The sequence below is a fragment of the Nonomuraea roseoviolacea subsp. carminata genome, from assembly GCF_024172185.1.
GTDB lineage: Bacteria > Actinomycetota > Actinomycetes > Streptosporangiales > Streptosporangiaceae > Nonomuraea > Nonomuraea roseoviolacea.
The window spans coordinates 6,377,639-6,398,295 of the sequence record NZ_JAMZEC010000001.1 but is presented as its reverse complement, the minus strand read 5'-3'; the positions used below and the strand labels follow the sequence as shown (position 1 = coordinate 6,398,295).

The window sequence follows — 20,657 nt, the reverse complement described above, 5'->3', positions numbered from 1 at the left end:
GCCATGAAACGTGTGGTCGCCCTCCTCGTGGTGCTCGTCCTCGCGGGAGTGGGGGCCTGGCTGGCCTGGCCGTCGGCGCCCGAGGTGCGCGCGCAGGAGCAGCGGATCACCGTGCTCGACGGCCCGGCGGGCGACCAGCGCGTCGAGCTCGACACCGCCTTCTACCCGCCGGCCGGCGGCGGCCGGGCCCCGGCTGTGCTGCTCGCCCACGGGTTCGGCGGCGACAAGGACGGCATGCGCGCCCAGGCGCGGCGGCTGGCCGCCGACGGCTACGCCGTGCTGACCTGGTCGGCGCGCGGCTTCGGCGCGTCCACCGGGCAGATCGCGCTCAACTCCCCCGACTACGAGGTCAAGGACGTCAAGCAGCTCGTCGACTGGCTGGCCCGGCGGCCCGAGGTGCGGCTCGACGGGCCGGGCGACCCGCGCGTGGGCATCGCCGGCGGCTCGTACGGCGGCTCCATCGCGCTGATGACGGCCGCCCACGACTCCCGGATCGACGCGATCGTCCCGCAGATCACCTGGGCCGACCTGGCCGACGCGCTGTTCCCCGACGCCACCGGCAAGGGGCCGGAGAACGGCGTGTTCAAGCGCATGTGGGCGGGCTTCTTCTTCGGCCGGGGCGGCGGCGAGATCCAGGGCCTGGGCGGGCTGGCGGCGCGGGCGCAGGCCCCGGCCCGGCCGCTGACGGCCGAGGAGGCCCGCTGCGGCCGGTTCACGCCCGACATCTGCCGCGTCTACCAGCAGGTCGCCGAGACCGGCCGGGCCACGCCCGAGGCGGTCGCCCTGCTGCGCGCCTCCAGCCCGGTCACCGTGGCGGGCCGGATCAAGGCGCCGACGCTGCTCCTGCAGGGGCAGCGCGACTCGCTGTTCCCGCTCGGCCAGGCCGACGCCAACGCCAGGGCGATCGCCGCCGCCGGCACGCCGGTGAGCGTCGCCTGGTTCGACGGGGGCCACGACGGCGGCGACGGCGAGAACGACTGGCTGTACGAGCAGACCACCGCCTGGTTCGGCCGCCACCTCAAGGGAGACGGCTCCCCTGTCGCGAAGGCGTTCACGGTGACCCGCGACGCCGGGCGCGACCCGGGCACCCGCCAGCGCGTCCGCGTGCACCCCGAGACCGGCGGCTACCCCGGCCTGGGCGGCACCGCGACCACCCAGGTCACGCTGAGCGGCCCCGACCAGAACGTGGCCAACCCGCCCGGCGGCTCCCCCGCCGCGATCTCCACCGTGCCGGGCATCAGCGGCCTGCTGGGCGGCGGCGGCCAGGGCAACGTGAGCGTGTCGCTGGACATGCCGGGGCAGAGCGCCTCCTTCGAGTCGGCGCCGCTGACCCGGCCCCTCCAGCTCACCGGCAGCCCCACCGTGCGGCTCAGGGTGTCGGGCAAGGGCGAGGTGACGCTGTTCGCCAAGCTCCTCGACGTGGCCGACGGCGTGCAGCCGCCCACGCTGCCCGCCGGGCTGGTCGCGCCGTTCCGGGTGACGATCCCGGAGGGGGCCGGCAGCACCGAGGCCACGGTGGCGCTGCCGGCCGTCGACCGCCTCTTCTCCGCCGGCCACCGGCTGCGGCTGACGGTCTCGACCACCGACATGGGCTACGCCACGCCCGCGCGGGCGGCCTCGTACCAGGTGGGCCTGGCCTCGGCCGCGCTGGCCGTGCCGACCGTGGCCGCGCTGGAGACGCCCGCGACCGGCGTGGCCTGGTGGGTGTGGGCGATGCCGCTCGTCGCGGTCGTGATCGCCGTGGCGCTGCTGGTGACGGGCCGGAACCGGCCGCGGCCCGCGTCCGCCGGCTCCGGCGCGGACGTGCCGCTGGAGATCAGCGGGCTGACCAAGGCGTACCGCAACGGCGACAAGGCCGTGGACGGGCTGTCGTTCCGGGTGGAGCGCGGCCAGGTGCTCGGCCTGCTCGGCCCCAACGGCGCGGGCAAGACCACCACGATGCGCATGATGATGGGCCTCATCCGCCCCGACGACGGCGAGATCCGCATCTTCGGCGAGCCCGTCACCCCAGGGGCGCCGGTGCTGTCGCGGCTCGGTTCCTTCGTCGAGGGGCCCGGCTTCCTGCCGCACCTGTCCGGGCGCGACAACCTGGAGCTCTATTGGGCGGCGACCGGGCGGCCCGCCGAGGACGCGCGCTTCGCCGAGGCGCTGGAGATCGCGGGCTTGGGCAAGGCCCTGGAGCGGGCCGTGCGCACGTACTCGCAGGGCATGCGGCAGCGGCTGGCCATCGCCCAGGCGATGCTGGGCCTGCCCGACCTGCTCGTGCTCGACGAGCCCACCAACGGGCTCGACCCGCCCCAGATCCGCGAGATGCGCGAGGTGCTCAAGCGCTACGCCCGCGACGGCCGCACGGTCATCGTCTCCAGCCACCTGCTGGCGGAGGTGGAGCAGACCTGCAGCCACGTCGTGGTCATGCACCGGGGCCGCCTGGTGTCCGCCGGCCCGGTGTCCGTGCTCCTCGACGGGGCGGCGCGGACCAACGGGCACGGCCCCCGGCTCGAAGACGTGTTCCTCGACCTCATCGGAGACAAGTCGTGACCACCACCGCCCCCGGCCCCGCGCGGGCATCCGGTCACGCGCACGCCCCCGGCTACGCGCCGAGCCGCACGCTGCCCCTGCGCGTGGAGATCGTCCGGCAGTTCAAGCGCCGGCGCACGCTGGCCATGTTCGGGCTGCTGCTGGCGCTGCCCTGGATCCTCGTGCTCGCCTTCCAGCTCGGCCCGCAGGGCGGCGGTCAGCAGCAGGCGTCGCTGCGCGTCTCCGACCTCGCGACCGCCGGCGGGCTGAACTTCGCGGCGTTCGTGCTGTCGGTGTCGGCCAACTTCCTGCTCGTCGTGGCCGTCGCGCTGTTCTGCGGCGACACGGTCTCCAGCGAGGCGAGCTGGTCGTCGCTGCGCTACCTGCTGGCCGCGCCGGTGCCGCGCGACCGGCTGCTGCGGCAGAAGCTCGTCGTGGCGCTCGGCTACTCGGCGAGCGCGGTGGTCGTCCTGCCGCTGATGGCGCTGCTCGCGGGCACGCTCGCGTTCGGCTGGAACGACATCCAGGTGCCCGGCACGGGCGAGACGATCCCGGCGCTCGACGTGCTGCCGCGCTTCGGGATCGTCATCGCGTACGCGCTGGTGAGCCAGCTCGTGGTGGCGGCGCTGGCCTTCCTGATCTCGACGGTCACCGACTCGCCGCTCGGCGCGGTGGGCGGGGCCGTGGGGCTGTGGATCGTCAGCAGCATCCTGCAGGCGGTGGAGGCGCTCGGCCCGGCCCGGGAGTTCCTGCCGACGTTCTGGAACACCGCGTGGCTGGACGCCCTCGCGCCCGAGCCCGACCTGAGCGGGATGATCAGGGGCGCGTCGGTGTCGGTGACCTACGCGGCCGTGCTGGTCGCGGTGGCGTTCCGCCGCTTCCGCCGCAAGGACGTGGTGAGCTGAGCGCTCAGCCCCAGTGCGGGGGCTTGTTGTCGAGGTAGAAGGCGTCGGCGTCGTCGTCGCGCTCGTCGCCCCAGCCGAGGTCGGTGTCGTCGGACGTCTGTTCCGGGAGATAGTCGCTCACGGCATACATGCTATCGAGACGTACAAACCTGACCCCTCGGGCCGCGCGGGAGACCGGACATCGGCGGGCGGCGAGGGTACGATGCCAGGGCAGGTGTCGCCTACCCCCACGTGAGGCTGCCGATGGCCACCCCGACCGGCTGGCGGCGAGAGGGCAATCTGCCGGCGGAGCTCACGAGCTTCGTGGGGCGCACACGCCTTCTCGCCAACCTCAAGCGCCATCTCGGCGAGTCACGGCTGGTCACCGTGACCGGGATCGGCGGGGTCGGCAAGTCGCGCACCGTGCTGCGCCTCGCCCACCAGGTGCGCGCCCAGTACGAGGACGGCGTCTGGTTCGCCGACCTGGCCCGGCTGCAGGACTCCGGCATGGTCCGGCACACCATCGCCTCGGCGCTGGGCATCGCCGACCAGTCCTCGCGGGCCGCCTCCGAGACGCTGTCGGAGTGGGTCGGTGACCGTGACATGCTGCTCATCATCGACACCTGCGAGCATCTCGTGCAGGGCTGTGCCGAGCTGGTCGAGGAGCTGCTGGAGAGCAATCCCCGGCTGAAGGTGCTGGCCACCAGCCGCCAGTCGCTGCACCTGCCGTACGAGCACGTGGTGCCGGTGCCGCCGCTCCAGGTGCCGGGCGACGACCCGGCGGAGAGCCTGTTCACCAACGAGTCGGTGCAGCTGTTCGCGGCGCGGGCCGGGGCCGTGGTGCCCGACTTCGTGCTCGACGAGCGCAACATCGGCGCGGTGGCCGAGCTGTGCCGGCGGCTCGACGACATCCCGCTGGCCATCGAGCTGGCGGCCGTGCGGCTGCGCGCCCTGTCGGTGGAGCAGATCGTGGAGCTGCTGGCCGACCGGTTCAGCCTGCTGGCGGGCGCGAGCCGCACCGCGCTGCCGCGCCACCAGACGCTGCGGGCGGCGATCGGCTGGAGCCACGAGCTGTGCGACCCGGCGGAGCGGCTGCTGTGGGCGCGGCTCTCGGTGTTCGCCGGCGACTTCGAGCTGGACGCGGCGCGGTTCGTCTGCGCCGACGAGCGGCTGGCCGCCGAGCGCATCACCGACCTGGTGACCGGGCTGGTGGAGAAGTCGGTGCTGCTCATCCGGAGCAACCACGCGGGCGTGCGCTACAAGCTGATCGACACGCTGGCCGAGTACGGCGAGGAGTGGCTGGACAAGCTCGGCGAGCGCGACCGCATGCGCCAGCGTCACCTCGACTACTACCTGACCCTCGCCCAGCGCGGCGAGGACGCGTGGTCCGTCCCGCGGCAGATCTACTGGTTCGTACGGATGCGCCAGGAGCACGACAACGTGCGCGTCGCGCTGGAGCACGCGCTGCGCACGCCCGGCTCGGCGCTCCAGGCGCTGACGCTGCTGTCGTCGCTGTGGTTCATGTGGGTGTGCTGCGGCTTCGCCCGCGAGGGCCGCCTGTACCTGGAACGGGCGCTGCACGCCAACCCGGGCGTGAGCAAGGAGCGCTGCAAGGCGCTGTGGGTGCTGTCGTACGTCCGCAGCGCCCAGGGCGACAGCGCGGGCGCGCTGGAGGCGGCCGAGCAGTGCAGCAGCGAGGCGGTCCGGGTCGGCGACTCCAAGGCCGTCATCCTCGCCTCCAAGATGCAGGGCACGGCCGCGCTGCTCCAGGGCGACCTGCAGAAGGCCAGCGCGCTGCTCGGCGTGGCGATCGAGTTCAACACCGACAACAAGGAGCTCACCCCGGGTCTGCTGCCCGCGATCGTCGAGCTGTCGCTGGTGCTGTCGTCGCAGGGCGAGCTGTACGAGGCGGAGTCGCTGCTGGTCGACTGCCTGCAGGTGTGCCGGGAGCGGGGCGAGCTGTGGGTCAGCTCGTACGCGCAGTGGGCGCTGTCGATCACCAGGCTGGCGACCCGGCGCACCGGTCAGGCGCTGGAGAGCGCCCGCGAGGGCGTGCGGATCAAGCGGCACTTCCACGACACGCTGGGCACCCTGCTCGGGCTGGAGACCATGGCCCGCATCTTCGCCGCCGACGAGCAGAGCGCCGTGGCGGCCAAGCTGCTGGGCGCGCTGCAGCAGAACTGGCGCACGGCCGGCCTGCCGATGCTCGGCGCGCCGTTCCTGACCAGCGACCACGAGCGGTGCGTCAAGGAGTGCCAGAAGGCGCTGGGCGAGGCGGCCTACCGGGCCGCCTTCGAGGCGGGCGCGCGGCTCGACCTCGACGAGGCGTCCGCGCTCGCCCTGGGCGAGCTGGACACCTCGGACGGCTGACGTTCTCGGGGCGGGGAGGGGCTGCCCGGAAGGCGGGTGTCAGACGACCCGCGGCCAGCGGGTGCCGGCGGGCCAGGCGTGCACGTAGCGGGCGCTGCCGAGGGAGAACTCGATGTGTCCCCGCACCCAGTTCTCCAGGCCGCGCACGTACTTGCGCACGGGCAGCGACGCCCACTGCTCCACGGCCGCGCGCCGCGCGACGAACGCGGTGACCGCGGCCTCGTGCATGCGCGCCACCTCCTCCAGGGCCTCCTGGAGGGTGAGGGCGCGGTGGGTGCCCAGCACCGTGACGAGGTTGTGCCGGGCCTTGTCGCGGTCGCGCTCCTTGGCGTAGGACAGCAGGTCGTTGTCCCAGCCGATGAGGTCGCACGCGAGGTCCGACAGGGCGCGCACGTCCGGGTGGTGCCACTCCTCCGCCTCGAGCCGGTAGCCGCCGCCCACGTCGATGAGCGCGAAGCAGGTGAAGGTGGCGCCGGTGATGCGGCGCATCAGGATGTAGTCGTCGGGCGTGGGGATGAGGTCGACCTCCCGGTTGGCCGCCTCCCAGATCTGGGCGAACAGGTATTCCTTCACCGTGATGCGCCAGCGGTCCACCTGGGCGGGGGTGGCGATGTCGGACAGCCGGTGGAGCAGCTCGTCGAGCGCGACCCCGAACGGGTCGGCCGGATCGGGCTTGCGGCGCCCGTCGACGATCTCCAGGAGCGGCGGCAGGGCGCGGGCCAGCGCTGAGGCCCGGCATCCCACCCGTTCGCTCTCGCAGAAGGCGTCGTCGAACGCGAATAACCAGTTGTACCAGTCGTTGATCAGCCGGAGGCTGTCGCGGGGGACGGACGGATTGGTGCGGGCGGCCAGCAGGCCGATCTGGGAGCGCCGGAAGTGCTCGATGGTGTCGGCTCCGGCGAGCATGCTGGAGGCGGCCAGCCAGGCGTGGCTCTCCGCGTCGACCTCTGCGGCGTGCACGTTGATCTCGTTCGGGAACGGGCATGGCAGCGGGGGGATGCGGAGGGGTCGCCTCGTGAAGGGACGCGCAGAAGTAGCCACTCATACAGCATGACGAGCTGCAGTCCGAAAAACCACAGCCGCTAACTTCCATGTCATTTTCGGATATTTAGCACTATTGCGTACTATTCACCCATTTGACGGAACCATTCACGGAATTCGCCGTGTGCGAACCTGCCGCGCCGTGTCCTCGACGGTCGCCGCCCGGATCGGGCGGGCAGCGCGGCGCGCGGGGCCCGCGCACGGTCGCCGGCGTGACCCCGGCAGCAGCAAAGTGTCACCTTCGCCGCCGAACCTGGCCCGCCAGACCCCGCCCGGCCGGTCCCCTCTGTCTCGATAGGGTGCCGTGCACGGAATCGTTCCGGCTCGCCGTGGGTTTCACCTGAGAGTAGCTAGGGAAAGGCTGTCCAACCGTGTTCGACCCGACGGATCTCTACAAGCTCGCCGACGACGTGCCGGAGCCGGCCGACCCGGTGCTGCTCTACCACTTCGAGGGCTTCGTGGACGCCGGAGGCGCCGGGCGGCTCGCGCTCGCGCACGTGCTCGACGGGCTGGAGCACCGGGTGGTGGCGCGCTTCGACGTGGACCGGCTGCTCGACTACCGCTCCCGGCGCCCCGTCATGACGTTCGACACCGACCGGTGGGTGTCCTGCGAGATGCCGGAGCTGGCCGTGTACGCGGTGAAGGACGCCACCGGCGTGCCGTTCCTCGTGATGAACGGCCCTGAGCCGGACCGCGAGTGGGAGCTGTTCACCCGGGCCGTCGGCACGCTGGTCGAGCGGCTCGGCGTCAGCAGGCTCGTCACCGTCCACGGCATCCCCATGGCCGTGCCGCACACCCGCCCGCTCGGCATCACCCCGCACGCCAGCCGGCCGGAACTGCTCAACGCCGACCAGACCAGCACGTTCGGCCGCGTCCAGGTGCCCGGCAGCGCCGCCGCGCTGATCGAGTACCGCCTGGGCGCCGAGGGCCACGACGCGCTCGGCTACGCGGTCCACGTCCCCCACTACCTGGCCCAGGCCGAGTACCCGCAGGCCGCCGTCACCGCGCTGGAGGCCGTGACCCGGGGCACCGGGCTGGTCTTCCCCATGGACGCGCTGCGCGAGGCCGCCCGGCGCACCACGGCCGAGATCGAGGAGCAGATCCAGGCGTCCTCGGAGCTGTCGACCGCCATCTCGGGGCTTGAGCAGCAGTACGACGCGTTCGCCGGGGGCGCCGACCGCGAGAACCTCATCGCCGAGGCGGCGCAGATGCCCACGGGCGACGAGCTGGCCGCCCAGTTCGAACGCTTCCTGGCCGAACGCGACGACGAGTAGCGACGACAGGGCGGGACGAGGAGGACCGCGAGGGAACCGAGGGGGCCGGCGCTCACCCGTTAGGCTGGCCCGATGAGCGACATCCGGGTCGGCCTGATCGGATACGGCACGGCCGGCGCGTACTTCCACGCGCCGCTTATCCACGCCGCCGAGGGCCTGACACTGGCGGCCGTGGTGACCCGCGACGCGGGCCGCGCCGCCGACGCCTCCACCCGCTACGGCGCGCGCGCCGTGCCCTCCCCCGGCGAGCTGTGGGACCTGTGCGACCTCGTCGTCGTCGCCTCGCCCAACCGCACCCACGTGCCGCTCGCCACCGAGGCGCTCACGCGCGGCAAGCCGGTCGTCGTCGACAAGCCGCTCGCCCGCACCGCCGCCGAGGCCCGCGAGCTCGCCGCCCTGGCCGAGGAGCGCGGCCTCATGCTGACCGTCTTCCAGAACCGCCGCTGGGACGGCGACTACCTCACCGTGCGCGAGCTGGTGAAGGGCGGCGCCCTCGGCGAGGTCCACCGCTTCGAGTCGCGCTTCGAGCGCTGGCGGCCCCGGCCCAAGGGCGGCTGGCGCGAGAGCGGCGGCGAGGAGGAGATCGGCGGCCTGCTCTACGACCTCGGCAGCCACCTCGTCGACCAGGCGATCGAGCTCTTCGGCCCGGTGCGCGAGGTCTACGCCGAGAGCGACGTGCGGCGCGCCGGCGTCTCCGGCGACGACGACACCTTCCTCGCCCTCACCCACGCCGGCGGCACCAGGTCCCACCTGTGGGCCAGCGCGCTGGCCGCCCGGCCCGGCCCCCGGTTCCGGGTGCTCGGCTCGCTGGCCGCGTACGTCAAGGACGGCCTGGACGTGCAGGAGGAGCGGCTGCGAGCCGGCCTGACGCCCGACTCCCCGGGGTTCGGCGAGGAGCCCGAGGAGCGATGGGGCACCCTCGGCGACACCGAGCGGCAGGGCATGGTGCCCACGCTGCCCGGCGCGTACCTCGACTTCTACCGGGGCGTCACGGCGTGCCTGCGCGAGGGGGCGCCGCCGCCGGTCACGCCCGAGAGCGTGGCCGGCGCGCTGGCCGTCCTGGAGGCGGCCCGCCGCTCGGCGGCCGAGCACACGGTCGTCACCCTCGCCTGACGGCACGCCCTCCGGCACGAGCCCGGCGCGGCGCACCCGCCCTGACCTGGCAACTCAGCGTCCAGGACCGCATAGGGTTGTCCTGTGGAACAGCCGGAGCGCCGTTGACCGGCCTCCTCGACGTCCGGCGCGTCTACGTCGAGCCCGAGGCGGCCGCCCTGCCGCGCGGGCGGGAGATCCTCGGCCGCTTCCCCGGCGCCGAGATCGTCGAGATCGACAGCCACCACCGCATCCCGGAACTGTACGGCGACGAGGCCAACGTGGCCCGCTGGGTGCGGATCAAGACCGAGGCGCTCGTGCTCGGCGTCAAGAAGTCGCTGACCGCCCGCCCCAACGGCCGTTCGGCCGACTTCATCGCGCCGTCCACGGCCAACGGCTGCGCCATGGCGTGCGCCTACTGCTATGTGCCGCGCCGCAAGGGCTACAGCAACCCGATCACGGTGTTCGCCAACATCGACCAGATCACCGGCTACCTGCGGCGGCACGCCGCTCGCCAGGGCGACAAGCCCGAGCCCAACCAGGTCGATCCCCGCCTGTGGGTGTACGACATCGGCGAGAACTCCGACTGCTCGGTCGACGCCATGATCTCCGACAACGTACGGGACCTGGTGGAGCTCTTCCGTGACCTGCCGAACGCCAAGGCCAGCTTCGCCACCAAGTACGTCAACCGCGACCTGCTCGACTGGGACCCGCGGGGGCGCACCCGCGTCCGCTTCAGCCTCATGCCCGCCGCCGACTCCAAGCTGCTGGACATCCGCACCTCCCCGATCGGCGAGCGCATCGACGCGATCAACGACTTCGTCGCGGCCGGTTACGAGGTGCACGTCAACCTGAGCCCGGTGGTGGTCCGGGACGGCTGGCTGGCGGACTGGGCGGAGCTGCTGGGCCGGCTCGGCGACGCGCTGTCTCCCGAGGCCCGCGCCCAGCTCGCCGCCGAGGTGATCTTCCTCACCCACAACGACCGGCTCCACCAGGTCAACCTGGGCTGGCATCCGAAGGCGGAGGAGGTGCTGTGGCGGCCGGAGCTCCAGCAGGCCAAGCGCTCCGAGACGGGCGGCTGGAACGTCCGCTACCGCACCGGCCACAAGGGGCGCTACGTCGCCGCCCTCCTCGACCTGCTCGCCGCCGAGCTCCCCTGCTGCCGCGTCCGCTACGCCTTCTGAACGCCGGAAGCTACGCCTTCTGAACGCCGGAACCTGAACGCCGGAACGCCCGTTCAGTCGCGCAGGCGCGCCCGGATGGCCTCGGTGTCCGCGGCCGTCCAGCCGTGCGCCCCCAGCCAGCCCATCGGCCCGCCGAACCGCTCGTCCAGCACCGACAGGAACTGCTGGATGTAACGGGGGCGCGGCATGTGGTCGTCGGCCGGACGCGAGTCCAGGTCGTCGCGGTAGGTGCTGCTGGAGCGCAGCCGCCCCAGCACCAGCTCCAGCCGCTCGCCCGTCGCCACGTAGTCCTCGACGATCGCCTGCCGGGTGACGCCCGCCGCCTCCAGCGCCAGCGCCGACAGCACGCCGGTGCGGTCCTTGCCGGCGGCGCAGTGGACCACGGCCGCGCCGTCGTCCAGCGCCATGGCCCGCAGCGCCGCCACCACCGAGTCTGGACGGTCGCGCAGGTAGCCGTAGTAGAACCCGGTCATCCGCAGGTCCTCGTCGAGCTGGCGCTCCTGCCAGGGCAGCACCTTGTCGGCGTCGATGGTGTCGGCCTCGACGTCGGTGTGCCGGCCGCCCTCGGCGAACAGCGTCAGATGGTGGTGTGTCACCTCCGGCACGCCGGCCAGCGGGCCCGGTCCTTCCAGGGTGACCTCGGCCGTCGAGCGGAGGTCCACGACGTGCCGCAGCTTGAGCTCGCCCACGAGGCGCGACACGTCGCGGTCCGTGAGCCCTTGGAGGTTGTCCGACCGCAAGATCCGGCCGTAACGGGTGACGCCTCCGTCGACGGTGGGCAGCCCGCCCAGGTCGCGGACGTTGACGGCGCCTTCCAGGTCGATCCATCTCGTCATCGCGTTCATCGCTTAGACCCTATATGTCCGCCAATCTTCAGCGAATTCGATGTTCATAACGCAGCATGAACATATGGATCCACGCGCTCTGCCTCCTCGGGTGGTGATCGATCCAGGACTGCCGCGGGACGTCTGGGCCCGGCTGTGGTCGGGGCCGCACCTCCTCCGCATGGCCCGCACCGATGCGGAGCCCAAGGCGTCGGGCGGTCGCGTCCTGCTCGTCCTGGTCCCCTGGATCGCCCTGCTGGTCTACCTCATCGCCGATCTGCCCGCCGCGGCGATCACCGCGGGGGCCGTCGGGCTGGTCGGGCTGCTGCGGTACACCAGCGTGACGGCGGGCCGGCGGGACGTCCGGCAGCGGGTGCGGCTGGCGCGCGAGTACTCCGCGCACTACGTGCTGCCCGAGGACCTCGACTACCCGTGCCAGCGGCTGCTGCGCCGCGCCCAGGACGCCGTGGACGCCGTCCTGTCCTCCGCGGTGCATCGGGCGGGGTTCATCGACACCATCGACAACCAGGTGACGCTGCCGGAGGAGGTGTGGCAGATCGCCCAGCGGCTGGCGCGGCTGTCGGCCATGCACGCCGAGCACCGCCGGCTGGTCCCGCGTGTCCTGCCCTCGGGCCTGGAGGACGCGTTCCGTCCGTACACGACGGCCCTGGACGCGGCCTGGACGTCGCTGTCGCGGCGGGTGCGGCACCTGGAGGAGTACGCGCGGCAGGTGACGCGCGCCGACCAGGTGTACCACGCGCACCAGCGGCTGGAGACGCTGGCGGCGCGCACGCCCGACTACCAGCGGCTGGTCGCCGACACCGTCCGCGACGACCTGGCGCACCGGCACATCCGGGAGCTGGGCGAGCAGGCGCGGCAGGTGCGGCGGCTGTTCGAGGAGAGCGTGCTGCAGGCCCGCCGGACCGCGGGCGAGCTCCTGCGGACCCCGCTCACCTGAGCATCCGCACGGCAGGGCCCCGCTCACCCCAGCGCCCTCACGGCAGGGCCCCGCTCACCCGAGCGCCCTCACGCCAGGGCCCCGCTCGCCCGGGCATCCTCAGGTTTCGGCGCGGCGCAGGAGCTCCAGGGTGCGGCGCATGCCGGCCTCGTTGCCGAGGCTGCGGTAGATCTCGCGCGCCTCGCGCAGCGGGCCGACCGCGGCCCGCGCGCCCCCGGCGTCGAGGTGCGCCTCGCCGAGGTGGCGCAGGCTGAGCGCCATCCACCACCGGTCGTCCAGCTCCCGGAACGCCTCCACGGCCCGGCGCAGCTCCCGCTCCGACTCCTCGATGCGCCCGAGCCGGGCCAGCGCCCGCCCGGCGGACAGCGCGGTGCGGGCCACGCCCCAGGAGTCGCCGAGCGCGGCCAGGATGTCCTCGGCCCGCCGGACGAACTCCAGCTCGCGCAGCCCGTTGGCCGGGTCGCCGACCTCGCCCGCGGCGCGCAGGCAGCGCGCCTCCTCCCACAGCTCGCCGCGCTGCCGGAACATCTCGGCGGCCCGGCTCAGGCTGTGGCCGGCCCGGGTGAACCCGTCGAGCGCGGCCCGGTGCTCGCCGTCCCGGCGCAGGCCGCGCGCCTGGGCGGCCAGCACCTCGCCGTACGCGCGCAGCGTCTGCGCCTCGGAGTACCGGTTGCCCGAACGCTCGAAGACGGCCAGCGAGTCCTCCAGCAGCTCCCTGGCCTCCTCCGGGCGCCGCTCGGCCAGCCGCAGCTCGGCCAGGTTGCGCTGGGTGCGGGCCATCCACCACTGGTCGTCCTCGGCCCGGAACGCGGCGATCGCCCCCGTCAGGTGCTCCTGGGCGCGGTCGAGGTGCCCGTCGGAGAACAGCGCCATGCCGATCGCCCGCCGGGCCCGCGCCGCCCACCACGTCTCGCCCAGCTCGGTGAACAGCTCCAGCGCCCGCTCGGCGTCGGCGCGGCCCAGCTCGTGGGCGCCGATCCCGCCCTGCACGGCGGCCCGGTCCAGCAGCGAGATGGCCAGCGCGCGCCGGTCGCCGGAGCGCAGCGCCGCCTCGCAGCCCAGCTCGGCGACCTGCCGCCAGTCGGCCCAGTACGCGCGCAGCGAGTGGCAGAGCGAGCAGAACGCCCGGGCCAGTCCCCAGGTCAGCTCCCACAGCTCGTACTCCCGGGCCAGGCCGGCCAGGGCGACCAGGCTGAGCCGTTCGGCGTTCAGCCAGTCGCCGGCGTGGACCTGGCCCTCGGCGCTGGAGCGGCGGCCGCCCCGGCTCCAGTCCTGCGGCCAGCGGTCCTGGGCGGCGGCCTCGGCGCGGCGGCGGTAGCCGGACAGCACCCGCTCGACCGCGTCGCGGCGCCGGCCCTCGTCCTCCTCGGCGGCCGGCTCGGCGGCGAAGACGCGGACCAGGTCGTGCAGCCGGTAGCGCATGGTCCCGGTCTGGTCGGTGCCGGAGCACTCGGCGAGCTGGGCGTCGATGAGCGCCTCGAGCTGGTCGGCGCCGTCGAGCACCGAGATGTCGAGCAGTTCGCCGGCCACCCAGCCGGGCACGTCGGGCACGGTGAGCGCCGACAGCAGCCGCAGCAGGCGGCGCTGCATGCCGGTGCAGTCGTCGTAGCTGAGCTGGACCGAGGCGCGCACGCTCTTGTCCACGGTCGGCGCGAGTTCGAGCTGGTCGAGGATGCGGCGCTCGTCGGCCAGCCGGCCGGCCATCTCGCGCAGCGTCCACTGCTCGCGGGTGGCCAGCCGCCCGCCGCAGATGCCGATGGCCAGCGGCAGCCGGTCGCACAGCCGGACGATCTCCTTGGCCGCGTCCAGGTCGTCCACGACGCGGGCGCTGCCCGCCAGCCGGGCCAGCAGTTCCACGCCCTGCGCCTCGCTGAACACGCCGAGCCGGGTGTCGCGCGTGGCGTTGAGGAACAGCGGCTGGCGCGAGGTGACGAGCACGGCGCAGCCGGGTTCGGCCGGGATGAGCGGCTTGACCTGCTCGGCGCTGTGCGCGTTGTCGAGGCCGATGAGGATGCGGCGGCCCTTGGTCCAGGTGAGCCAGAGCCTGCGCAGTTCGTCCAGGCCGCCGGGGTCGGTGGTGAGGCGGACGCCGAGCGCCCGCAGGAACCCGATCAGCACCTCCTCGGGCCGCACGGGGGCGCCCGCGCCGCCGCGCAGGTCGGCGTGCAGCCGCCCGTCGGGGAACCAGCCGGCGACCTCCTGGCCGAAGCGGGCCATGAGCGCGGACTTGCCGACGCCGCCCCTGCCGTAGACGGACACGACGAGTGGCGGGACGACGTCGCTCGCCTTGCGGCGGGCGGCGAAGACCTCGCGCAGCTCGGCCAGCGCCTCGGTGCGGCCGGTGAAGTGCTCCGGCACGGGCGGCCACTGGTCGGGAGCGCGGGAGGCGGGGTCGGCCCTGGTGTGCGCCGTGGGTTTGGACTCGGTGGTGGCCCAGGTGGTCAGGCCGACGAGGATCGCGGCGCCGGCCGTCACGCCGATCTTGGCGATGGGCGGGATGTCCCATTCCAGGGAGGCGGCCAGGATGCTGGCGGCCGCCGCGGCGAGCCCGGCGGCGACGGGCGCGGCCACGGGGACCCTGCGACGCCGGGGCTCCGGCTGGTCGGCGCGCCGGGGTTCCGGCGTGTCGGCGCGCCGGGGCTCGGGCTTGTCAGGCGGCTGCCCGGTCAACGAGACCTCTCTTCACGTCGTACCGTGAGAACGCCGAGGGGGTACGGCCGGGTTCCGGCCGTACCCCGCGGACGTGCCCCTGCTACAGGCCGATCACGTGGCAGGTGGCGGTGGCCTTCTTGGCCGGGTCGCTCTCCGAGGTGGCGGTGAGCGTGACGGTGGCCAGCCGGTCGCCGCCGGAGGCGCGCACCGCGTTGACGGTCACGCCGGCCCGCTTGCCGAACGCGACCGACGCGAGCTCGTTGGGCAGCTGGGCGCTCCAGCCCTTGCCCGTGACCTGCGCCGTGAGCCGGTAGACGTCGGAGCCGAGGTAGGCGCTGACGTCCTCGGGGTGCTGCCCCTGCGCCGGCGCCGCCTTGCCGGTGTTGAGCAGCGGGAACGAGCAGCGCGACACGTTGCGCCCGGCCGGGACGCCGGCGGCGGGCAGCAGCCGGACGCCGCGCCGCTGCGGTCCGGCGCCGTCGAGCGAGCGGACCGCCACCGTGTACGACAGCACGCCCTTGCGGTCGCGCTCGACGTCGGTGACGTAGAAGTGCAGGCGGTTGGCCTGGTCCGTGAACTCGTACTCGCTGCCCGAGTTCGTGCCCGCGTGGAACAGGGCGTCGGAGAGCTGCCGGTAGTCGCCCATGGTGATGGGCACCTTGGTGCCGTCGGGCAGCACGTAGTCGGTCATGCCGATGTCCTGCGGGTTGGCGTCGACGACCCAGATGAACGGCGCCCGGTCCTGGTCCTTGGTCTTGGCCAGCAGCACGCCGGAGTCGGGGGTGAAGGAGTCGGTGCCCATGCGGTCGACGACCTCGACGGTGTAGTTGTCGTAGCCGCCGCCGTCGCACAGCGGGTCGGTCTTGACGTCGCAGGCGGGGCTCTTGTCGCCGCTGCCGAACGCGATGTTCAGGCCCATCAGCCCGTCCGTGCCGGGCCGCACGGCGCGCGCCGTGACCCGGGCGGTCACCAGGCCCGACTGGGCGAGCGCGTCGCGGTTCAGGCTGAGCACGTTGCGGTCGTCGACCATCTCCAGCTTGATCTTGTTGCGCAGCATGTGCTGGGCGCCCATGGAGGAGCCGGAGGTCGGCGGGATCAGCCAGCGGCTGTGCGGGCCGCCGGGGCCGTTGAACGTGCCGCGGCTGAGCATCTCCCAGATGCCGGAGTACGCGCGGCGCAGCGGCGTGCCGTACGGGTTGTTGTAGTTGTCGGCGACGCCCATGATGTGGCTCAGCTCGTGGGCGTAGACGGACATGCCGGAGCTCTCGGCCTGGACCGAGTCGACGCCGAAGCGGGCGTTGGGCCAGAACGTCGAGCCGGACTGCCAGGACGTCCAGTCGACGTAGCGGGTCTTGGACCAGTTTGGCAGGGCGGGGTCCGGCGGGCCCCATTCGTCGGGCACCGACTCCTTGTCCGGGAACTTCATCATCCCGAACTCCTGCCAGGTGGACGACTCGTCCTGGCCGGCGCTGAGGTAGAAGACGAAGTCGAACTGCTTGGCGGTCTCCTCGCCGACCGCGGCCAGCCAGGCGGCGTTGCCGTCGGCGCGCAGGTTGCGGCTGCAGGTGTCGCCGGCCGGGCACGCGTCCGCCTGGTACTCCATGGCGTACTCGTGGTCCTTGCCGGGCATCGTGTACGGGCCGAAGCCGGTCAGCTCGACGCCGACGCGCCCGCCGGAGTCCTCCATCCAGTACTCGTGGATGGTGTGGCCCTTGTTGAGGGCGTTGGGGGTGTTGAGGAAGTCCTGGTAGAACTTCGCGACCTGGTCGCGGGGGATGTCGTGGGCCTCGGCGCTGGGGTTCTGGAAGATGGTCGAGCCCTTGGGCTGCGTGACCACGAACGGCTGGTTGGGGTAGTCGAGCAGCACCAGGGCGCCCTTGAAGGTGCGCTTGGAGCCCTTGACCGCCGGGTCGTTCCAGGTGGTGCCGGGGATCTTCTTGTAGTCCGACCACGTCATGTGGTCGGGGTTCTCCCAGTTCTGGGGGTCGATCGGCGGGATGTCGGCGGCGGGACGGGAGCGCAGCTCCTGGACGTCGGGGCCGTCCTGCTGCCATGGCTGCGTCTGGGGCCAGTGGGCCCGGCGCCAGGGAAGCTCGGGGTCGGAGGGGGGCGCGGCGGAAGCGGGGGTCGCCATCAGGCTCACCGGTACGAGCACCAGGGCGGTGAGGAGACCTCGTAACAGCTTCTTCGGGGCGTTCACGGATGGGACGCTATAGGCGATATTGACAGAGATCATCGCGCAGTTGTAGGGAAGACCCGTAGGGACCTTTCCGACATTTGTTGAAATGCCCAGGTGAGCCGTGGCGACCCTCCAGCAGAGCGTGGACGACCTCGCCGCGCGTCTCGGCCGTCCCCTCCTGGTGGAGGACCGGCTGCACCGGGTCGTCGCGCACAGCGAGCAGACCGGCGCCATGGACGACGCCCGCCGCGACTCGATCCTGCGCCGCCGCGCCACGCCGGAGGCCCGCCGGCGGCTGGCCGCGGCCGGGATCCACGACGCGACCGCTCCCCTGCGGATCCCGGGCGCGCCCGGGACGGGGCCGCTGCCGCGGGTCTGCGTCCCGGTGCGGCACGACGGCGGGCTGCTCGGCTTCCTGTGGTTCATCGACGCCGACCCGCCCATGACCGAGGCGCAGGTGGCCGAGGCCGCGGCGGCGGCCCCCGGGCTGGGGCTGACGCTGCTGCACGAGAGCCTGACCGCGGGGCTGCCCGCGCGGCGGGAGCTGGAGGCGGTGGCGGGGCTGATGCTGGGGGAGCACGACGCGGCCCGCCGCCTGGTGGAGGCGGGCGCCTTCCCCCGCGCCCAGCCGGTGACGGCCCTGGTCGCCCGCCCCTGCGGCCTCGCGGAGACACGCTCTCCCGGCCCCGTGGAGACCCGTCCCCTCGTCGGCACACGGCCTGGCGAGGAGGTCAGGGCTGCGCTGGAGCAGGGGGCGCTGACGCTGCGGCGGCGGCTGACCGGTCACCATCCCCTGCACCTGGTACGCCACGACCACGTCGTCCTGCTGATCGCCGCCGGCACCGCGGAGCCGGGGCCGCCGGTGGCGCTGGGGATCGCCGAGGAGCTGCACGCCGCCATGCCCCTCCCGGTCACGGTCGGGGTGGGCCGGCCCCGGCCGGAGCTCGACGGGGCCGCCGCCTCGTACGCCGAGGCCCGGCACGCCGCCGAGGTCGCCGCCCGGGTGACCGGCGCCGGCCGTACGGCGGAGTGGACCCGGCTCGGCGTCTACCGGATGCTCACCCACCTGCCGGACCACGACCTGCACCCCGGCCTCGAACCCCTCCTCGACGACGACCAGCACCTCCCCCTGCTGGAGACGCTGGAGGCGTACCTCGACCTGGCGGGCAGCGCGGTGGCCACCTCGCGCGCCCTGCGCCTGCACCGCACCTCCCTGTACTACCGGCTGCAACGCGTGGAGGAGCTGGCCGGCACCGACCTCAAGGACGGCGGCGAGCGGCTGGCGCTGCACCTGAGCCTCAAGCTGGCCCGCCTGTCGGGCCGCTACCGCCCGAGGACGCCGCGCCCGGGGAGCTGAACCCGCGTTCCTTGGACCCGCCTTCGCGGGCGGATCATCCGAACTGGGCCTCCACCGTCCCGAGCAGTTCCCTGAGCTGGTCGCGCTGCTCGTCCGTGAGCACCGCGAAGAGGTCGTGGCCGGCCGCGCGCCGCGCCTCGCGGACCCGCTCGTACACCTCGCGCCCGGCGTCCGTGATGACCACCAGCGTCGAGCGGCGGTTGGCCGGATCGACCTCCCTGCGCACCAGGCCCCGCTCCTCCAGGGTGTCGATGACGGGCGTCACGGAACGCGGCACGATCCTGAGCTGCTCGGCGAGCTGCACCATCCGCAGCGGCCGGCCGGCGTCCACCAGCGCGCGCAGCGCCCGCGCCTGGCCCGGGTTCAGCCCGAGCGGCTCCAGCCGGTTCTTCCAGCCGTGCCGCAACCTGCGGCTGACCAGGTGCACGAGCTCGGACAGCTCCATGTCGTCCATGAGCCAAGCTTAGAGGCGGGAACAAATATGAGTTAACCTCTGTTTGAGCGAACATCCGAAAGGGGTCTTCTTGGCAGACGAACCTCGCGCGCCCCTGCGGCGCGTCGTCACGCTCTTCCGCGCCTACCGCGGCCGCCTGGCCCTGGTGGGCGCCCTCATCCTGCTGTCGTCGCTCGTGTCGCTGGCCTCGCCGTTCCTGCTGCGCGAGGTGCTGGACGTGGCCATCCCCCGCCGCGACCCGCTCCTCCTCGCGCTGCTCGCCCTCGGCATGATCGTCGTCGCCGTGACCACGAGCGTCTTCGACGTCGTGCAGACGCTGGTGTCCACCACGGTCGGCCAGCGCGTCATGCACGACCTGCGCACCTCGGTGTACGCCCACCTCCAGCGCATGTCGCTGGCCTTCTTCACCCGGACCCGCACCGGCGAGGTGCAGTCGCGCATCGCCAACGACATCGGCGGCATGCAGTCCGTGGTCACCAACACGGCCACCTCGATCGTCTCGAACCTCACCACCGTGATCGCCACGGTCGTGGCCATGGTCGCGCTCGACTGGCGGCTGACCGCGATCTCGCTCGTGCTGCTGCCGGTCTTCGTGTGGATCAGCCGCCACGTCGGCGCCGAGCGCCGGCGCATCACCTCCGAGCGCCAGCGCAAGCTCGCGGTCATCTCCTCGATGGTCCAGGAGTCGCTGTCGATCAGCGGCATCCTGCTGGGCCGCACCATGGGCCGCTCGGCCGAGCTCACCCGCCGCTTCTCCGACGCCTCGGACGAGCTGGCCGACCTCGGCGTGCGCTCCAGCATGACCGGGCGGTGGCGGCAGGCGTCCATCCAGATCGTCATGGCCGCGATGCCCGCCGTCATCTACTGGGCGGTCGGCTACACCGGGGCGATCTCCGTGGGCACGCTGGTGGCCTTCACGACGCTCCAGGTCAGTTTGTTCCGGCCGGCGGTGTCGCTGCTGCGGCTCGGCGTGGAGGTGCAGAGCTCGCTCGCGCTGTTCGGCCGCATCTTCGAGTACCTCGACCTGCCCGTGGACATCCACCCGGGCCGCCGCGCGCTCACCTCCGTGCGGGGCGAGGTGCGCTACGAGGACGTGTCCTTCTCCTACGGCGAGGCCCCGGCGCTGCGGGACGTGGACGTCACCGTGCCGGCCGGCACCAGCCTGGCGATCGTCGGCGAGACCGGCTCGGGCAAGACCACGCTCGGCTACCTGCTGCCGCGGCTGTACGACGTCGGCGCCGGCCGGGTCACCATCGACGGCGTGGACGTGCGCGAGCTCACCTTCGAGACGCTGGCCGACACGGTCGGCGTGGTGTCGCAGGAGACGTACCTCTTCCACGCCTCCATCGCCGACAACCTGCGCTTCGCCCGGCCGGACGCGACCGACGACGAGCTGCGGGAGGCGGCGCGGGCGGCCCGCATCCACGACCACATCGCCGCGCTGCCCGACGGCTACGACACGCTGGTCGGCGAGCGCGGCTACCGCTTCTCCGGCGGCGAGAAGCAGCGTCTCGCGATCGCCCGCACGCTGCTGCGCAACCCGCCGGTGCTGGTGCTGGACGAGGCGACGAGCGCCCTGGACACCCAGACCGAACGGGCCGTGCAGGAGGCGCTGGACACCCTCGCCGAGGGCCGTACGACGATCACCATCGCGCACCGCCTCTCCACCGTCCGCGACGCCGACCAGATCGTGGTGCTGGACGGCGGCCGGGTCGTCGAGCGCGGCACGCACGAGGACCTGCTGGCCCTCGACGGCCACTACGCGGCCCTGGTGAGCCGCGACCGCCCCCTCGAACCCGTCTGACCCCGCGAACTCCCTGGGAATTAGCCGCGCCGGCCTTGCCCGGTGCGCGCCCGGCCGTAAGGTCGAA

The 20,657-nt window shown here is 73.3% G+C and carries 14 protein-coding genes; 9 read left to right on the top strand and 5 right to left on the bottom strand.

Annotated elements, in window-relative coordinates:
* Nucleotides 1–3 precede the first annotated feature (3 nt).
* The 3 genes from HD595_RS29600 to HD595_RS29590 all read left to right on the top strand — a co-directional run bounded on the left by HD595_RS29600 (nt 4) and on the right by HD595_RS29590 (nt 5,771).
* Nucleotides 4–2,538: a CocE/NonD family hydrolase gene (locus HD595_RS29600; protein ID WP_253774691.1), complete on the top strand. Its 2,535-nt coding sequence runs from the start codon at nt 4–6 to the stop codon at nt 2,536–2,538.
* Complete coding sequence (locus HD595_RS29595) at nt 2,535–3,422, top strand: ABC transporter permease (protein WP_253774689.1); 888 nt, start codon at nt 2,535–2,537, stop codon at nt 3,420–3,422. Before HD595_RS29600 ends, HD595_RS29595 begins: the two co-directional genes overlap by 4 nt.
* A 231-nt stretch (nt 3,423–3,653) precedes the next feature.
* Nucleotides 3,654–5,771 (top strand): ATP-binding protein, encoded by a 2,118-nt coding sequence (locus HD595_RS29590; RefSeq protein ID WP_253774687.1) that lies wholly within the window; start codon nt 3,654–3,656, stop codon nt 5,769–5,771.
* A 39-nt stretch (nt 5,772–5,810) separates the two neighbouring features.
* On the opposite strand, the gene HD595_RS29585 is transcribed toward HD595_RS29590, so the two are convergent.
* On the bottom strand, nt 5,811–6,731 hold the full coding sequence (locus tag HD595_RS29585; RefSeq protein ID WP_253774685.1) for a terpene synthase family protein: 921 nt from the start codon (nt 6,729–6,731) through the stop codon (nt 5,811–5,813).
* A gap of 452 nt (nt 6,732–7,183) precedes the next feature.
* Between HD595_RS29585 and HD595_RS29580 the strand changes: the two genes are divergently transcribed.
* From HD595_RS29580 to HD595_RS29570, 3 genes are all read left to right on the top strand, one after another.
* Nucleotides 7,184–8,086 carry a proteasome assembly chaperone family protein gene (locus tag HD595_RS29580; RefSeq protein WP_253774683.1) on the top strand — a complete coding sequence of 301 codons (903 nt, stop codon included), beginning with the start codon at nt 7,184–7,186 and terminating at the stop codon, nt 8,084–8,086.
* A 72-nt stretch (nt 8,087–8,158) separates the two neighbouring features.
* A complete protein-coding gene (locus tag HD595_RS29575) occupies nt 8,159–9,199 on the top strand; it encodes a Gfo/Idh/MocA family oxidoreductase (protein ID WP_253774680.1) in 1,041 nt (346 codons plus the stop codon).
* A gap of 104 nt (nt 9,200–9,303) precedes the next feature.
* Complete coding sequence (locus HD595_RS29570; protein WP_253774678.1) at nt 9,304–10,362, top strand: spore photoproduct lyase family protein; 1,059 nt, start codon at nt 9,304–9,306, stop codon at nt 10,360–10,362.
* A 53-nt stretch (nt 10,363–10,415) separates the two neighbouring features.
* On the opposite strand, the gene HD595_RS29565 is transcribed toward HD595_RS29570, so the two are convergent.
* Nucleotides 10,416–11,207 (bottom strand): tyrosine-protein phosphatase, encoded by a 792-nt coding sequence (locus HD595_RS29565; protein ID WP_253774676.1) that lies wholly within the window; start codon nt 11,205–11,207, stop codon nt 10,416–10,418.
* 64 nt (nt 11,208–11,271) lie between these two features.
* On the opposite strand from HD595_RS29565, the gene HD595_RS29560 reads away from it, so the two are divergent.
* A complete protein-coding gene (locus HD595_RS29560) occupies nt 11,272–12,144 on the top strand; it encodes a hypothetical protein (protein ID WP_253774645.1) in 873 nt (290 codons plus the stop codon).
* A gap of 99 nt (nt 12,145–12,243) precedes the next feature.
* Here the strand turns inward: HD595_RS29560 and HD595_RS29555 are convergent, their stop codons facing one another.
* Together HD595_RS29555 and HD595_RS29550 are read right to left on the bottom strand one after the other, a co-directional pair.
* The gene (locus HD595_RS29555) at nt 12,244–14,814 is read right to left on the bottom strand and encodes an ATP-binding protein (protein ID WP_253774643.1); all 2,571 of its coding nucleotides are present in this window, start codon (nt 14,812–14,814) and stop codon (nt 12,244–12,246) included.
* Nucleotides 14,815–14,896: 82 nt separating this feature from the next.
* Nucleotides 14,897–16,996 carry a M6 family metalloprotease domain-containing protein gene (locus HD595_RS29550; RefSeq protein WP_253774642.1) on the bottom strand — a complete coding sequence of 700 codons (2,100 nt, stop codon included), beginning with the start codon at nt 16,994–16,996 and terminating at the stop codon, nt 14,897–14,899.
* A gap of 100 nt (nt 16,997–17,096) precedes the next feature.
* Here HD595_RS29550 and HD595_RS46885 point away from each other — a divergent pair, with 100 nt between their 5' ends.
* On the top strand, nt 17,097–18,332 hold the full coding sequence (locus HD595_RS46885) for a PucR family transcriptional regulator (RefSeq protein ID WP_253774640.1): 1,236 nt from the start codon (nt 17,097–17,099) through the stop codon (nt 18,330–18,332).
* A gap of 34 nt (nt 18,333–18,366) precedes the next feature.
* On the opposite strand, the gene HD595_RS29540 is transcribed toward HD595_RS46885, so the two are convergent.
* Entirely contained in the window at nt 18,367–18,786 is a 420-nt protein-coding gene (locus HD595_RS29540; RefSeq protein ID WP_253774638.1) for a MarR family winged helix-turn-helix transcriptional regulator, read from the bottom strand.
* A gap of 70 nt (nt 18,787–18,856) precedes the next feature.
* Here HD595_RS29540 and HD595_RS29535 point away from each other — a divergent pair, with 70 nt between their 5' ends.
* Nucleotides 18,857–20,590: an ABC transporter ATP-binding protein gene (locus HD595_RS29535; protein ID WP_253774636.1), complete on the top strand. Its 1,734-nt coding sequence runs from the start codon at nt 18,857–18,859 to the stop codon at nt 20,588–20,590.
* Nucleotides 20,591–20,657 lie beyond the last annotated feature (67 nt).

Bases quoted from the DNA above. Each gene is read 5' to 3' on its own strand.
- HD595_RS29540 (WP_253774638.1), bottom strand. From the start codon at position 18,786: ATGGACGACATGGAGCTGTCCGAGCTCGTGCACCTGGTCAGCCGCAGG.
- HD595_RS29560 (WP_253774645.1), top strand. From the start codon at position 11,272: ATGGATCCACGCGCTCTGCCTCCTCGGGTGGTGATCGATCCAGGACTG.
- HD595_RS29575 (WP_253774680.1), top strand. From the start codon at position 8,159: ATGAGCGACATCCGGGTCGGCCTGATCGGATACGGCACGGCCGGCGCG.
- HD595_RS29565 (WP_253774676.1), bottom strand. From the start codon at position 11,207: ATGAACGCGATGACGAGATGGATCGACCTGGAAGGCGCCGTCAACGTC.
- HD595_RS29600 (WP_253774691.1), top strand. From the start codon at position 4: ATGAAACGTGTGGTCGCCCTCCTCGTGGTGCTCGTCCTCGCGGGAGTG.